The organism is Rhizobium sp. YJ-22 (assembly GCF_029601685.1).
GTDB lineage: Bacteria > Pseudomonadota > Alphaproteobacteria > Rhizobiales > Rhizobiaceae > Metarhizobium.
On record NZ_JARRIR010000002.1, the window covers coordinates 139998 to 154491 of the forward strand.

Sequence of the window (14494 nt, forward strand, 5' to 3'; positions counted from 1 at the left end):
GCCGCCGCCTGTCGCAAACGCGCCATCATCCGAGAAGCTGCGCCAGCCAATTCCGGTCGAGCAGGTTTTCCAGTTCCGCCGCCACCTCGTCCAGCGCCGTATCGACGCGCTGGCGGTAGCTTTCGCGTGAGCCGGTGATGCCGAAACTTTCCAGCAGCCGGGCCCGATAGGCATCGCTGCCGAACAGCCCATGCAGATAGGTTCCGGCCACCCGCCCGTCGCCGGAGATCGCCCCGTCCGGCCGTCCGTCGATGGTCACGAACGGTCGGGCGCAATCATTGCCGGAGGTGACGCCGAGATGGATTTCATAGCCTGACAGCGCGACGTCGTAAGGCACCGACCAGGCCGCGCTGTTGCACACCGTCTTTTCCGGCGCCATTTCCGTCTCGATGTCGAGCAGGCCAAGCCCCTCGATTTCGGTCGTGCTGCCTTCGATCCCGAGCGGATCGTAGACTTTCCGGCCAAGCATCTGGTAACCGCCGCAGAGACCGATGACTCGTCCGCCCCGACGCACATGCCGCTCCAGATCACGATCCCAGCCCTGCGCGCGAAAATCGGCAAGGTCGCCGATGGTCGATTTCGAGCCGGGCAACACCACAAGGCCGGCATCGCCCGGCAGCGCCTCGCCCGGCCGGACGAACACCAGATCGACCTCCGGCTCGGCCGCCAGCGGATCGAGATCGTCGAAATTGGCGATCCGCGCCAGCATCGGCACCGCGACCTTCAAGGCGCCGCTTCCCGAGCGCGACAGCCGTTCCAGCACCACCGAATCCTCCGCAGGCAATCTTACCGCCGCCTTCAGCCACGGAACGACGCCGAAACAGGGCCAGCCGGTAAAGCCCTCGACTGCCTTGATGCCGTCATCGAACAGGCTGACGTCGCCCCGGAACTTGTTGATGATATAGCCCGATATCATCCGCCGGTCCTCCTCCGGCAGGATGGTATGGGTGCCGACCAGCGAGGCGATAACGCCGCCGCGATCGATATCGCCGACCAGCACCACCGGCACGCCGGCACGCGTCGCAAATCCCATATTGGCGATATCGCCGGCCCGCAGGTTGATTTCCGCCGGCGATCCCGCCCCCTCGACGATGACCAGATCGGCTTGCTTCCCGACGATGGAAAAGCTCTCCAGCACGGCATCCAGCAATTGCGGTTTCAGTCGCTGGTAATCGCGCCCGCGCGCCTGCCCCCAGACCTTGCCCTGCAACACGATCTGGCTGCCGACATCCGATTGCGGCTTGAGCAGCACCGGGTTCATATGGACGGAAGACGGCATGCGCGCCGCCCATGCCTGTAGCCATTGTGCCCGGCCGATCTCGCCGCCGTCGTCGGAAACGGCGGCGTTGTTGGACATGTTCTGCGGCTTGAACGGCGCGACCTTCAGCCCCCGGTTGGCGGCAAGGCGGCACAGACCGGCCACCAATACCGTTTTTCCGACATCCGACCCCGTTCCCTGCAGCATGATCGCCCGTGCCATCGGCCGCCTTTCCCTTTTCCCCGACGGGCCATACGCCCTTATGTTCCAGTGGTTTTGCCGCGAATTCGCCGCAATTGCCAGGGGCATTTGTGCGTCGCGAAAAGCGTCCATTCGCAAAACGCAAAAATATGTCTTTTTGCGACATTCCGCGACGACTTTGATCGTTGCGAAACCCAGGCCCCACGCCTATATATCCACTCAGTTCAAACGAACAGCCAGAGCCCTGGCACCAAGGACAAACCGATGCTCTACATCTTCAAGAAGAAGAACGCCGTCCAGATCGCCTGGGGCTCGACCGCTCCGCGCAACGAACTCGATACCCGCCTGCAGCAGCTCGACACCACGTTCGGCGCGCTCGGCTTCATCCGTACCCGCAACGCCGGCTGAGCCGGACAGGCGCCAGGCGCAGCCACGGCAGCGCACCGGCGTTTTTGACACATTTTGGCAAATGCAAACAACCGCCATGCGCGACAGCGCGTGGCGGTTTTGTTTTATGCTTGGAAGATAGGTGACCGGGAGGTGCGAAAGTCGCGTGGAACCGATCCTTCCACGCGACTTGCCAAACAACGGCCGCCTTAAAAAACACACACAAAGGCGCGCTTGCCTCCGATACGCACTACCTGATCCGGAGGTTTGTGACTGTACTCGCGTCACAGCCAGACATTTAGCCAAACATCCTTACCGGTCGGTTATCAAGGTCTTAATCAATGGTGAATTTTCATTTTTTCGCAAAAAAACGAAAAAAATCTTCGTATGAAGATTCGGCGCGGACAGGATAGAATTCGTCTCAATCGAGCGTGCGTCTGAGCCATAAAAATATCTCAGGCCAATCATAAGAAAAAAATGGGGCAAAAATTGCCAGAAACGGCCGCGGCACCCGCCTATTTTATGCGCAGGCGCCCCGCCTTTTGGCCAGACCGTCGACATGCGTCGCGAACAGGCGGTTGATTTCTGCAATGAAAGCCGTAGGGTTACGCCCAGCCGGTGAAAAATTGCCCAGATAAAAAACGGAACACGCCGGCACAACGCCTGATCGGTTGCCTGCATGGAGGGCTCCCGTCGCGCGGCGCACAACCTCGCTCCTAGAGTGGCCGGGATGCTCGCAGTGATCCGGTCCATTGTCGAACGAAAACACTGCATCACAAGACTGGGAGGTCTTAAGATTATGAAGAAGCTGATCGCTTCAACTTTCCTCGCCGGTGGTCTGTTCGCGCTCGCCGGCACGGCTCATGCCGATTGCGGCGACGTCTCGATCGCGGAAATGAACTGGGCCTCCGCCGGCGTGGCAGCCCATGTGGACAAGATGATCCTGGAGAACGGCTACGGCTGCAAGGTGACGCTGGTCGCCGGCGACACCATGCCGACCTTCACCTCGATGAACGAGAAGTCCGAACCGGACATGGCCCCGGAATTCTGGGTCAACTCGGTGCGGACCGCGCTCGATGCGGCGATTGCCGAAGGCCGCATCATCCAGGCTGCGCCGCTGCTCAGCGACGGCGGCGTCGAAGGCTGGTGGATTCCGAAATTCCTCGCAGACGCCCATCCGGATATCAAGACGGTGCAGGATGCTCTGAAGCATCCGGAGCTGTTCCCGGCGCCGGAAGATCCGTCCAAGGCCGCCGTCATCAACTGCCCGTCCGGCTGGAACTGCCAGGTGTCGACCGCCAACCTCTACAAGGCGCTCAACGCCGAGAAGGACGGCTTCCAGCTCGTCGATAGCGGTTCGGCCGCCGGCCTCGACGGCTCGATCGCCAACGCCTTCGAGAAGAAGACCGGTTGGCTCGGCTACTACTGGGCGCCGACCGCCATCCTCGGCAAATATGAGATGACCAAGCTTAGCTTCGGCGTCGAGCACGACAAGAAGGAATGGGATGCCTGCACTGCGGTTCCCGATTGCGCCAATCCGAAGGTCAACGCCTACCCGACCTCCGACGTCTACACCATCGTGACCAAGCAGTTCTCCGAAAAGGCGGGCGTAGCGATGGATTACGTCAAGACGCGCAAGTGGGACAACCAGACGGTCGGCAAGGTTCTCGCCTGGATGACCGACAACCAGGGCACGAACGAGGACGCCGCCAAGTATTTCCTGCAGACCTATCCCGACATGTGGACCAAGTGGGTCGCGCCGGATGTCGCCGAAAAGGTGAAGGCAGCCCTCTGACGGCGGGATGACCGGTTTCCGGTCGATACGCCAGCCTTTTGCCCGGCCGCCCGTTGCGGCCGGGGTTTCTCCACCCTTTCCCCCCGAGGCGGCGAAGGGCATATCGTGGGAGATGTGCAACCATAAGGTCGCAAACAGACCGGAGTCCTGCACATCGATCCTTCAAGAATGCGTCGCCAAGCGTGCGCATCTCAAGACCGGCAGCAAAGCCGGCGAACAAAGGGGAACAAATGGCAATACAATGCACCATACTGCCCGACCTTCTCTGTAATTTTCCGGCCATCGGCGATACGTCGATCCGTGCGGCGCGCAAGACGATCGATGACGGCTTCCGCAATCTGGTTCGCGCCAACAGCGACCTCATCTCCGTCGTCGTGCGTCCATTGCAACTGTTCCTGAATTTTCTGGAAGACCTCTTCGTCTCCACTCCGTGGATCGTGGTCCTGCTGATCATGATGGCGATCGTCTATGCAGCCAGCCGCAATATCCGCATCACCCTCGGCACCGCGGTGTCGATGATGCTGATCGGCGCGGTCGGCCTATGGAACGACACGATGGTGACGCTGGCGATCGTCACGGTCGCGACCCTGATCGCCATCCTGGTCGGCCTGCCGATCGGCATTCTCATGGCGCGCTCCGACCGGCTGCAAAGCATCGTCAACCCGATCCTCGACGTGATGCAGACCATGCCGAGCTTCGTCTACCTCATTCCGGTCGTCGTCATCTTCGGTATCGGCAAGGTGCCGGGCCTGATCGCCGTGGTCATCTATGCCGTCCCGCCGATGATTCGCCTGACAAATCTCGGCATAAGGCTCGTCGACAAGGAAGTTCTGGAGGCGGCCGACGCCTTCGGCTCGTCCAGCCGCCAAAAGCTGCGCAACGTGCAGATACCCCTGGCGCTGCCGACGATCATGGCCGGCATCAATCAGACGATCATGATGTCGCTCGCCATGGTGGTCGTCGCCTCGATGGTCGGCGTCGGCGGCCTCGGCAAGAACGTCCTGCAGGCCATCAACAATCAGTTCTTCACGATCGGGTTCCTGAACGGCTTTGCGCTCGTCGTCATCGCCATCATCTTCGATCGCACCAGCCAGGCTTTCGGCCGGCGCCTGCAAAAACACTCGGAGGTCATACATGGCTAGTCACGGCATCGAGGTCAAAAACCTCTACAAGATTTTCGGACCGCGTGGGCGCGATTACATCGACGCCGTCAAGGGCGGCCTGAGCAAGCAGGAACTGAACGAAAAATACGGCCATGTGCTCGGCCTGCAGGATATCAACGTCTCGATGCCGGGCGGCGGCATCACGGTCGTCATGGGCCTGTCCGGTTCGGGCAAGTCGACGCTGATCCGCCACATCAACCGCCTGATCGATCCCACTGCCGGCGAAGTGCTCTATGACGGTGTCGACGTCTGCCGGATGAACGAGAACGACCTGCGCGCCTTCCGCCGCCACAAGACGGCGATGGTGTTCCAGAAATTCGCGCTGCTGCCGCATCGCACCGTGCTCGACAACGCCGTCTACGGCCTGGAAATCCAGGGCGTCGACCGCAATGAAAGCGTCAAGCGCGCCAGCCAGTGGATCGAACGCGTCGGCCTCAGGGGCTTCGAGCGGCATTATCCAAACCAGCTTTCGGGCGGCATGCAGCAGCGCGTCGGCCTGGCCCGGGCGCTGACCAACGATGCCGACATCCTGCTGATGGACGAAGCCTATTCGGCGCTCGATCCGCTGATCCGCGTCGACATGCAGACGGTCCTGCTCGAACTGCAGAAGGAGCTGAAGAAGACCGTCGTCTTCATCACCCACGATCTCGATGAGGCCCTGCGGCTCGGCGACACCATCGCCATCCTGCGTGATGGCCGCGTCGTCCAGCAGGGCACCGGCCAGCAGATCGTGCTGACACCGGCCGACGAATACATCACCGCCTTCGTCAAGGAGGTGAACCGCGGCCGCGTCATCCAGGCCAAGACGGTGATGAAACCGCTCGCCGGAACGCCCGAGGGCATGCCGATCCCGCATGACATGATCCTGGAAACCGTCGCCAAGTCCCTGACGGAGAACGGACAGACCCAGGCGCATGTTGTCGATGCCGCCGGCCAGCCCATCGGACGCATCGACCTGCCGATCGTCATCACCGCCATGGTGACGCCGACCAGCCACCTGCAGCAACAGGCGGCCTGACGCCGGGCTCCATCTTTCGCTATCTGCCGAGACGCCGCCCACCGGGCGGCGTTTTGCCGTTGGTTCCACATCGATAGTTGCAATGATATAAAGATATGTTTATATCTTTCTGAAATTCAGTTCGAGAGGATAAACGATGACCGCGACCGCCAACCCGCTTCAGGAGCTTCTCGCCGAGAAAGGTGTGCTGCTCGCAGATGGCGCCACCGGCACCAACCTGTTCGCCATGGGGCTGGAAGCGGGCGAAGCGCCGGAACTCTGGCTGGAGAGTCAGCCGGAAAAGATCGTCAAGCTGCATCAGGATTTCGTCGATGCCGGCGCGGACATCATCCTCACCAACAGCTTTGGCGGCACCCGCCACCGGCTGAAGCTGCACCATGCGGCCGACCGCGTCTTCGAACTCAACAAAAAGGCCGCTCAAATCGCCCGCGAGGTCGCCGACAAGGCGGGCCGCCGGGTGATCGTCGCCGGCTCGGTCGGACCGACCGGTGAACTGCTGCAGCCGCTCGGCGCGCTGACCTATGACGAGGCGGTCGCCGCCTTTGCCGAACAGATCGAGGGCCTGAAGGCCGGCGGCGCAGAAATCGCCTGGATCGAAACCATGTCCGCGCCGGAGGAAATCCGCGCGGCGGCGGAAGCTGCCGTCAAGGTCGGCCTGCCCTATATCTATACCGGCTCGTTCGACACCGCCGGCAAGACGATGATGGGCCTAGCGCCGAAGGATATCCACGGTGTCGCCGGCGATATCGGCAGCGGCCCGCTGGCCGTCGGCGCCAATTGCGGCGTCGGCGCTTCGGATATTCTCGCCAGCCTGCTCGACATGACCGAAGCCGACTCGGCGGCAACCGTCATCGTCAAGGGCAATTGCGGCATTCCCGAATTCCGCGGCTCCGAGATCCATTACTCCGGCACACCGCCGCTGATGGCCACCTATGCGCGGCTTGCCCGCGACGCCGGCGCAAAGATCATCGGCGGTTGCTGCGGCACATCCTGCAGCCATCTGGCCGCGATGCGCGAGGCGCTCGACACCTACACGCCCTCGCCGCGCCCAACACTTGCCGAGATCGTCGAAAAGATCGGCCCCTTGCGCAACAAGACGGCCAACGAAACACCCGCGGCCGCCCCGCGCGAACGCGGTCGCCGTCGCGGATAAGGCTGGAGAGGTTCCGGCGGTCAGTCCTGCGTCAGCCTCGCCCGTTAAAGGGGAAGGAACGCAACGGACCGCCGAAACCGCATGTCAAAAACCCTGCAATCCGCCCTGAAAAGCTACAAGAGCGGAAACTACCGCAAGACGCTGATCGAACTGGCGCCGGCGTTGCGCGCTCCCTCCGTTCCCGTCGAGTTCCTGCTGATTGCCGCGCAATGCTGCACACGAACCGAAAAACTCGCCGAGGCGGCGCGTTATTATGCCCGTGCCGCAGAGCTGAAACAGGGGCGCGACGTGCTTCTGCTGCGCACGCTGGCGGCCCGCACCGCCATGCAGGCCGGGGATATGGAAACGGCCCTGACGAACGCCCGGCTGGCCGCGCGTGGCGGCCCTTTCGATCCGGAAGCCGAAAGCACCTATCGGCGGCTGCAACGTATGATGCTCTGCCTGCCTGAAATGGAGGCCGAGCAAGACGCCTTCCTCGCACGCCTGCAAGCCGGCGACCCGGTCTACCTGGGATTGGAAGCGCCGATGGAAAACATCATGTGGTGCGACGACGAAGCAATCACCAGCCGTGTCACCTTCATCAGCGGCGGCGAGGCGTTCACGCCGCAATCGCAGGCGCAACGGCGCGCCCTGCCGCATGTCTGGAACGACAAGCTGCGCATCGGCTACCTGTCCAACGATTATTGCGACCAACATGCCACCATGATGCTGTTCCAGGGCGTCATTTTCGCGCATGATCCGGAAAAATACGAGGTCTATCACTTCTGCCATACGCCGGCGGACGTGATTTCCGCCGATATGGGCAACCGCCAGGCATATCCCGGATTGATTCCCATCGGTCACCTCGACGACGAGACCGCCGAAGCGCGCATCCGCGCCTGCAACATAGACATCCTCGTCGACCTGAAGGGCCATTCGAAGGATACCCGCACCAGCCTGATCAATCGCGGACTGGCGCCGGTCCAGGTGTCGTGGCTCGGCTTTCCAGGTTCCGGCACCGGTATCGATTGCGACTATTTCATCGGCGATGCCATCGTGACGCCGGACGGGTCGAAGCCTTTCTATCACGAGAAACTGTGCCGCCTGCCGGAAACCTATCAACCCAACGACAATCGCTTCCGCGCCTTGCCGCCTCCGGCCAGCCGCGCAAGCCTCGGCTTGCCGGAAACCGCCTTCGTGCTCGCCTCATTCAACACCGTGCGCAAGATCACGCCGGAAACGGCGCGCCTCTGGGCGCGGGTCTTGCAGGCCATCCCCGACAGTATCCTCTGGATGATCTGCGAGGAAGGCCAGCCCAGGCGAAATTTCACCGCCTATATGCAAGGCCTCGGCATCGATCCTGCCCGCATCGTCTTTACCGGGCGCGCCTCCCATGCCGCGCATATGGCCCGCCTTCAGGCCGCCGATCTCGGGCTCGATACCTTCCCCTGCAACGGCCATACCACCACGTCGGACAAGCTGTGGGCCGGGCTCCCCGTGGTGACGAAGAAGGGACGCAGCTTTGCCTCGCGCGTTTCCGAAAGCCTGCTCGGCGCGCTCGGCCTTTCGGAACTGGTGGCGGAAGATGAAGACGGCCTTGTCGCGCTCTGCCGGGCGCTGGCGGAGGATCGCTCGCGCTTGGCTGTCATTCGCGAAAAGATCGCCGCCAATCGCTTTACCCATCCCCTGTTCGACACCGAGCGCTTCACCCGCCATCTCGAACGCGCCTATGAAATGATGGCCGAACGTGGCCGGGCCGGATTAGCGCCCGATCATATCGACGTGCCGCCCTTGCCGCCACGCGACGGCTCATTCGAACCCGCAGACCGCAATTGACGTGACGACAGGAGTTTTGCCGATGTCCATTTTCCAGCCACGCCCCGCCATCTCCGCCACGCCCGCGGCATCCGCCGGCTTTGCCGATCGCGATGGCGTCGCCCGGAACCTTACCGGCTTCACCGAGGCGGACAAGGCGACGTTGGTGGCCGGCATGGAGCATCCGCAGCGCGACGAAAGCCTGCTCGGCGGCCTCGAACTGTTTCTCGACAACGCCTCGAAGGCACATTTCCTCAACACGCTGAAGCTGGAAAAATGCGGCGAATGGCTGGGCGAGGCTGCGCCGGATCGCCTGCAGATTCGCCTTAACGAAATCGCTCGCCAGAGCCAGCATCCTGCCTTCGCCGCCTTCCGCACCGGCCTCGCCCGTTCCGGCGGGCTGGAGCGCGCCTACCCGAAGTCGAAGCTCTGATTTAACCGGGACGCGTCTCGACCACGGCGAAGATCGGCCCCATCGGGAACAGCCGGTCCTCGCGCCCTGCCTCGGGAATGTAGAGGCTGGAAATCGTACCGTCGAGAAACAGCGCGTTGTCGCAAGCCATGATGTCGCGAAACAGCGTCGCGAAATCGTGGAATCGCACCGGGCCTTTCGAGACCACCGCATGGACCTTGCCGTCGCGATCGACGCCGACGCCATTGCGGATGTTCAGGCTGTCGCTCTTCGGCAGGAAGGCGGGGTGGATTTTTCCGTCAATCACCAGCATCGGCCCCGATTGCGTCGCATACCAGGGCTTAAGCCCGGCGGCGAGATAGGCCTTGGTTTCCATGACACCCGCCTTGCCGCGGTCCATGTAGAAGATGCCGTTCGGCAGCAGATGGAAATTGCCGTAGCCGCCGCCGGTCACCGCCTTCTGGCGCTCGATGCCGTTTTCGACATAGAGCCCGACCGGTGCGAGATCGGCATGATACATGCCGGCATTCATGGCGAAGAGCACACGGGTGCGATCCACCGCGACATCGTCGAGCATCGGCCGGAAGGCGCCATAGGGTTTGCCGGCGTAATTGCTGTGATAGAGCCGCAGTTCCTGCATCGCCGGATCGAAGGTGCAGACGAGATAGGTGTCGCCAAGATGCTCGACGTCACGGCAGAAATCAGCTGCCATGGCTTTTCCTGAAAACAGCAGCGCGGCGGAAGCGGCCATCAGCCTGATCCAGTAACGCAAACGCTTTGGCCTCCCGCCGATTCGATCCTGGAGCATTTCCGGGAAAATGGACACCGGTTTCCATCCGGAAATGAGACAAAACAAAGAGTTAGAGCGCTTTCGCGATTCGAGGAAAAGCGGAAATGCTCTAAACCCGTTTCTACAAGCCGAGTGCGGCCATATGAAAGCGCAATTGCGCTGCCGGATAGCGATAGTCGACGCCCACCGGGCAGGCCGCCCGCGCCAGACACCCGCCTGCGAGGCAACCCGCCTGTCCCGTCGCCAGATGTCGGCGACAGGCCGCGACATCGAAGCGCGCTGCGGACACCGCGCCGACAGGACAGGTCGTGAGGCAAGGCTTTTCGAGACAGGTGTCGCAAGGATGCGCGCCCGATATCGCCGGAACCTGCGGCAGCGGTTCGGCAAAAGCCAGCGCCGCGCGATATCCATGCCACAGGCCGTAGACCGGATGGATCAGGATGCCCAGGGGCGAAGCCCGCAATCCCTCGGCGCGCATCGCCCATTGCTGGAAAGGTTGCCAGGGCGGATCGGAGGGAAAGAAGGCCTGCGCCCCGATGCTTTCCGCCAACGGCCGGATCAAAAGCTTCGACCAGGTATCGAGCGGATCGGCGGCATCGGGATTGTTCGCCCGCCAGGCGGAAAAGGCCGGCCAGAGCGACCCCCCGGCATTGCCGAGCAGCACGGCGCCGGCCGCGCACCCGCCCTTTTTTAGCTCCGGCCCGTCGCCTTCGTCGAAATGCACGACGCCGCGCAAAAAAAGACCGTGCGGCGCAAGCGCCGCACGGATGACGGTCAGGATATCGCCGGAGCCGCTCACCGCGGCCCCCTGTATTGATAATGCGGCCGCCAGACTTCCTTCTGGACGAAATCGGCGACGCTTCTCGCGCCGCCTTGCTCCCTGGCGGCCTCGGGCTCTCTTCAGGTGAAGGCGTCCGGCATGGAATCCTTGCGCTGCTGGATGAAATCAAGCAGGGCCTGATCGAGGGCGGGATCAAGCGCCGGCGCCTCATAGCTTTCCAGCCAGCTCCGGCAGAGCGCGTTGGCGCGCTGCTCGATGCGCTTTTCGCCTTCCACTTCCCACTGCTCGAAGGAATTGTTGTCGGCGAGCGGCGAGCGATAGAAAGCGGTCTGGAAGTTCGCCTGGGTGTGCGAGCAGCCGAGATAATGGCTGCCGGGGCCGACTTCGCGGATGGCGTCCATGGCCTGAGCCTCCTCGGAGAAATCGATGCCCTGGGCCATCTTCTGCATCATGCCGAGCTGATCCTGGTCGATCATGAACTTCTCGTAGGAGGAGATCAGGCCGCCTTCGAGCCAGCCGGCGGCATGCAGCACGAAATTGGTGCCGGCCAGCAGCGTCATGTTCAAGGTCGACGCCGATTCATGGGCCGCCTGCGCATCGGGAACCTTCGAGCCGCAGAGCGAGCCGCCGGTACGGAACGGCAGGCCGAGACGGCGTGCAAGATGCGCGGCGCCATAGGAAACCAACGACGGTTCCGGCGTGCCGAAGGTCGGCGCGCCCGACTGCATCGAGATCGAGGCGGCGAAGGTGCCGAACAGCACCGGCGCCCCCTTGCGGATAAGCTGGGTGAAAGAAGCGCCGGCCAGGACTTCGGCCAGAATCTGCGTCAGCGTGCCGACGATGGTCACCGGGCTCATCGCGCCCGACAGGATGAAGGGCGAGACGACCGATGCCTGGTTATGCCGGGCATAGACCTTCAGCGCGCCGAGCATGGTCTCGTCGAACACCATCGGCGAGTTGGCGTTGATCAGGTTCAGCGTCACGCAGTTGTTCTCGACGAAATCGTCGCCGAACACGAGCTTGGCCATGGCGATGGTGTCTTCGGCGCGTTCCGGCGCGGTCACCGAGCCCATGAACGGCTTGTCGGAATATTTGATATGGCTGTAGATCATATCGAGGTGACGCTTGTTCACCGGAATGTCGACCGGCTCGCAGACCGTGCCGCCCGAGGAATGCATCGACGGCGCCATGTAGGCGAGCTTCACGAAGTTGCGGAAATCCTCGATAGTGGCATAACGGCGGTTGCCGTCGAGGTCGCGCACGAAGGGCGGGCCGTAGACCGGCGCGAAGACGGTGGCGTTGCCGCCGATGCGCACGCTGCGCTCCGGGTTGCGGGCATGCCAGGTGAATTCCTTGGGCGCGGTCTTCAAAAGCTCGCGGCAGAGGCCGCGCGGGAAATGCACGCGCTCGCCCTTGACGTCGGCGCCGGCCTGACGCCACAGCTCCAGCGCCTCGGCGTCGTCGCGGAATTCGATGCCGATTTCCTCGAGAACGGTATCGGCATTGCGCTCGATGATCTGCAGGCCCTCTTCGTCCAGCACCTCATAGACGGGAATCTTGCGCTGGATATAGGGAAGCGACGGGCCGGGGCCGCCACCGGTGCGCGATGCGCGGCGTGCGGCAGCACCCCGGCCCTCGCGGGTGCGGCGACCGCCGCCCTCGTTCGACGTTGCCGCCTGTTCAGTCATTTCATCCATGATGCTTCCTCACTCTCGCGCAAGCTTGCGCTGGACCTTATAGCACTATGCTATCCGATTTCGCAGATGGAACATTCCTCAATGCGCCACGGATTTGCGCAAGGCAGACATGGCGCCTGCATCGTCACGATATCTTCCGGTATCGCCAAGCCCCTGCCGAATCTCGATTATTGCCCGCAAATCCCGGCATGGCGCCTTTCCGGCACCCGAATGCGAATCGCGTCGCAATCGCGATCCGACGTCGCGTCCGTCGCTTTTTCCGCCACATCACGTCGCTTTCGAAAACAGGTTCGCGGCGATTGAGGTTTAACACTGGATGAGGCAAGGTCGCGAAGCGCGAATTGCAACGAATCCTAGCAGCGGGAACCCATCATGTCAGACGACGAAATCATCCTCGCAGACCTTTCCGACGACGAACTCGTGCAACAGATGCACGACGACCTCTATGACGGCCTCAAGGAGGAGATCGAGGAGGCGACGAATATCCTGCTCTCGCGCGGCTGGGCACCTTATGATGTGCTGACCGAAGCGCTGGTCGAGGGCATGCGCATCGTCGGCATCGATTTCCGCGACGGCATCCTGTTCGTGCCGGAAGTTCTGCTTTCGGCCAATGCGATGAAGGCCGGGATGTCCATCCTGCGCCCGCTCCTGGCGGCGACCGGTGCGCCAAAACTCGGCAAGATGGTGATCGGCACCGTCAAGGGCGACATCCACGACATCGGCAAGAACCTCGTCGGCATGATGATGGAAGGCGCCGGCTTCGATGTCGTCGATCTCGGTATCAACAATCCGGTCGAGAACTATCTCGATGCGCTGGAGCGCGAGCAGCCGGATATCCTCGGCATGTCGGCCCTGCTGACCACGACGATGCCCTACATGAAGGTCGTCATCGACACCATGAAGGAAAAGGGTCTGCGCGACGACTACGTCGTTCTCGTCGGCGGCGCGCCGCTGAACGAAGAATTCGGCAAGGCTGTCGGTGCAGATGCCTATTGTCGCGATGCGGCGATCGCGGTCGAAACCGCCAAGGAATTCGTCCGCCGCAAGCATAACCAGATGAGCGGCGCGAACTGAGCTTTGGAAGAAAGGTCCGGCGGCGCGTTGACACGCCGCCGCCGGACACCCACCTTAATACTTGGCAGCCTTCTCGACGCTGCGGCCGGCATCCTGCGTCGCGTTGACCGCATTGGCGGTATCCCTGCCGACACCACGGATCGTATTGCCGCACGACGTCAGCAGCGCGAGACCGAAGCAGCAAAGAACGATTTTCGAGATATTACGCAGCGCCATTGGTGGGCCCCTTCTGATGGAAACAGATCAAACAAAAGAATTCGCCATTGCGAATTCAGCAAATAAACCCACAAGTGGCGAAAAAGTTCACGTGATCGCCTGCGGAGCCATCGCCCGCGAAATCCTGGCCGTTTCGAAGCTCAACGAACTCGATCATATCGAGCTGACCTGTCTTCCCGCCATTTGGCACGCCCATCCCCAGAAGATCGCCCCCGGCCTCGAAGCCGCGATCGCCGAAGCGCGCGCCGCAGGCGCGTCGCGTATCTTCATCGGCTATGCCGATTGCGGAACCGGCGGCGACATCGACCGCCTCTGCGCGCGCGAAGGCGTCGAGCGCCTCTCGGGGCCGCACTGTTACTCTTTCTTCACCGGCAACGCGGAATTTTCCGCGACCTGGGAAGACGATGTCACCGCCTTCTACCTCACCGATTTCCTCGCCAGGCAGTTCGAGGCCTTCGTCATCCAGCCGCTCGGCCTCGACCGGCATCCGCAGTTGAAGGACATGTATTTCGGCAATTATACCAAGCTGATCTACCTGTCGCAGATCGAGGACGAGGCGCTGCAGGTCAAGGCGCGCGAAGCGGCCGACTATCTCGGTCTCACCTATGAATACCGCCACACCGGTTATGGCGATCTCGAAACCGAACTCCTGGCCGCAAGCAAAGGCTCATGACGCGAATGTGAGCGCGGCATCGCCGGATTTACCGTATTGCGCCCCCGCTGATAAAGGCATTCTTTAATTTCCTTGCCAAAGA

At 62.2% G+C, this 14494-nt stretch carries 15 protein-coding genes; 9 read left to right on the top strand and 6 right to left on the bottom strand.

The features are described from left to right. Positions 1-25 precede the first annotated feature (25 nt). Positions 26-1480, bottom strand: coding sequence for a cobyric acid synthase (locus P7F60_RS05245; RefSeq protein ID WP_277916661.1), 1455 nt, complete (start codon positions 1478-1480; stop codon positions 26-28). Between the two features lie 243 nt (positions 1481-1723). Between P7F60_RS05245 and P7F60_RS05250 the strand changes: the two genes are divergently transcribed. Then, positions 1724-1867: a hypothetical protein gene (locus P7F60_RS05250; protein WP_277916662.1), complete on the top strand. Its 144-nt coding sequence runs from the start codon at positions 1724-1726 to the stop codon at positions 1865-1867. Between the two features lie 291 nt (positions 1868-2158). Here P7F60_RS05250 and P7F60_RS05255 read toward each other — a convergent pair whose 3' ends face one another. Continuing rightward, positions 2159-2527 carry a hypothetical protein gene (locus P7F60_RS05255; protein WP_277916663.1) on the bottom strand — a complete coding sequence of 123 codons (369 nt, stop codon included), beginning with the start codon at positions 2525-2527 and terminating at the stop codon, positions 2159-2161. 118 nt (positions 2528-2645) lie between these two features. On the opposite strand from P7F60_RS05255, the gene P7F60_RS05260 reads away from it, so the two are divergent. The 6 genes from P7F60_RS05260 (at position 2646) to P7F60_RS05285 (ending at position 9202) form a co-directional block, all read left to right on the top strand. After that, positions 2646-3641, top strand: coding sequence for an ABC transporter substrate-binding protein (locus P7F60_RS05260; RefSeq protein ID WP_277916664.1), 996 nt, complete (start codon positions 2646-2648; stop codon positions 3639-3641). Between the two features lie 230 nt (positions 3642-3871). Beyond that, positions 3872-4783 (top strand): proline/glycine betaine ABC transporter permease, encoded by a 912-nt coding sequence (locus tag P7F60_RS05265; protein ID WP_277916665.1) that lies wholly within the window; start codon positions 3872-3874, stop codon positions 4781-4783. Continuing rightward, complete coding sequence (locus P7F60_RS05270) at positions 4776-5822, top strand: glycine betaine/L-proline ABC transporter ATP-binding protein (RefSeq protein ID WP_277916666.1); 1047 nt, start codon at positions 4776-4778, stop codon at positions 5820-5822. Before P7F60_RS05265 ends, P7F60_RS05270 begins: the two co-directional genes overlap by 8 nt. Positions 5823-5958: 136 nt before the next feature. Then, the gene (gene bmt / locus P7F60_RS05275; protein ID WP_277916667.1) at positions 5959-6975 is read left to right on the top strand and encodes a betaine--homocysteine S-methyltransferase; all 1017 of its coding nucleotides are present in this window, start codon (positions 5959-5961) and stop codon (positions 6973-6975) included. 81 nt (positions 6976-7056) lie between these two features. Beyond that, a complete protein-coding gene (locus P7F60_RS05280) occupies positions 7057-8790 on the top strand; it encodes a hypothetical protein (RefSeq protein ID WP_277916668.1) in 1734 nt (577 codons plus the stop codon). A 22-nt stretch (positions 8791-8812) separates the two neighbouring features. After that, a complete protein-coding gene (locus P7F60_RS05285; RefSeq protein ID WP_277916669.1) occupies positions 8813-9202 on the top strand; it encodes a hypothetical protein in 390 nt (129 codons plus the stop codon). 1 nt (position 9203) lies between these two features. Here the strand turns inward: P7F60_RS05285 and P7F60_RS05290 are convergent, their stop codons facing one another. The 3 genes from P7F60_RS05290 to P7F60_RS05300 all read right to left on the bottom strand — a co-directional run bounded on the left by P7F60_RS05290 (position 9204) and on the right by P7F60_RS05300 (position 12449). Continuing rightward, a complete protein-coding gene (locus P7F60_RS05290; RefSeq protein WP_277916670.1) occupies positions 9204-9893 on the bottom strand; it encodes a phosphodiester glycosidase family protein in 690 nt (229 codons plus the stop codon). Positions 9894-10092: 199 nt separating this feature from the next. Further along, positions 10093-10770 carry a ferredoxin gene (locus P7F60_RS05295; RefSeq protein WP_277916671.1) on the bottom strand — a complete coding sequence of 226 codons (678 nt, stop codon included), beginning with the start codon at positions 10768-10770 and terminating at the stop codon, positions 10093-10095. Positions 10771-10871: 101 nt separating this feature from the next. Further along, positions 10872-12449, bottom strand: coding sequence for a trimethylamine methyltransferase family protein (locus tag P7F60_RS05300; protein WP_277916672.1), 1578 nt, complete (start codon positions 12447-12449; stop codon positions 10872-10874). A 372-nt stretch (positions 12450-12821) separates the two neighbouring features. Between P7F60_RS05300 and P7F60_RS05305 the strand changes: the two genes are divergently transcribed. Then, a complete protein-coding gene (locus tag P7F60_RS05305; protein ID WP_277916673.1) occupies positions 12822-13523 on the top strand; it encodes a B12-binding domain-containing protein in 702 nt (233 codons plus the stop codon). Positions 13524-13577: 54 nt separating this feature from the next. Here P7F60_RS05305 and P7F60_RS05310 read toward each other — a convergent pair whose 3' ends face one another. Continuing rightward, on the bottom strand, positions 13578-13739 hold the full coding sequence (locus P7F60_RS05310) for an entericidin (RefSeq protein WP_277916674.1): 162 nt from the start codon (positions 13737-13739) through the stop codon (positions 13578-13580). A gap of 16 nt (positions 13740-13755) precedes the next feature. On the opposite strand from P7F60_RS05310, the gene P7F60_RS05315 reads away from it, so the two are divergent. Continuing rightward, positions 13756-14412: a DUF1638 domain-containing protein gene (locus P7F60_RS05315; RefSeq protein ID WP_277916675.1), complete on the top strand. Its 657-nt coding sequence runs from the start codon at positions 13756-13758 to the stop codon at positions 14410-14412. Positions 14413-14494 lie beyond the last annotated feature (82 nt).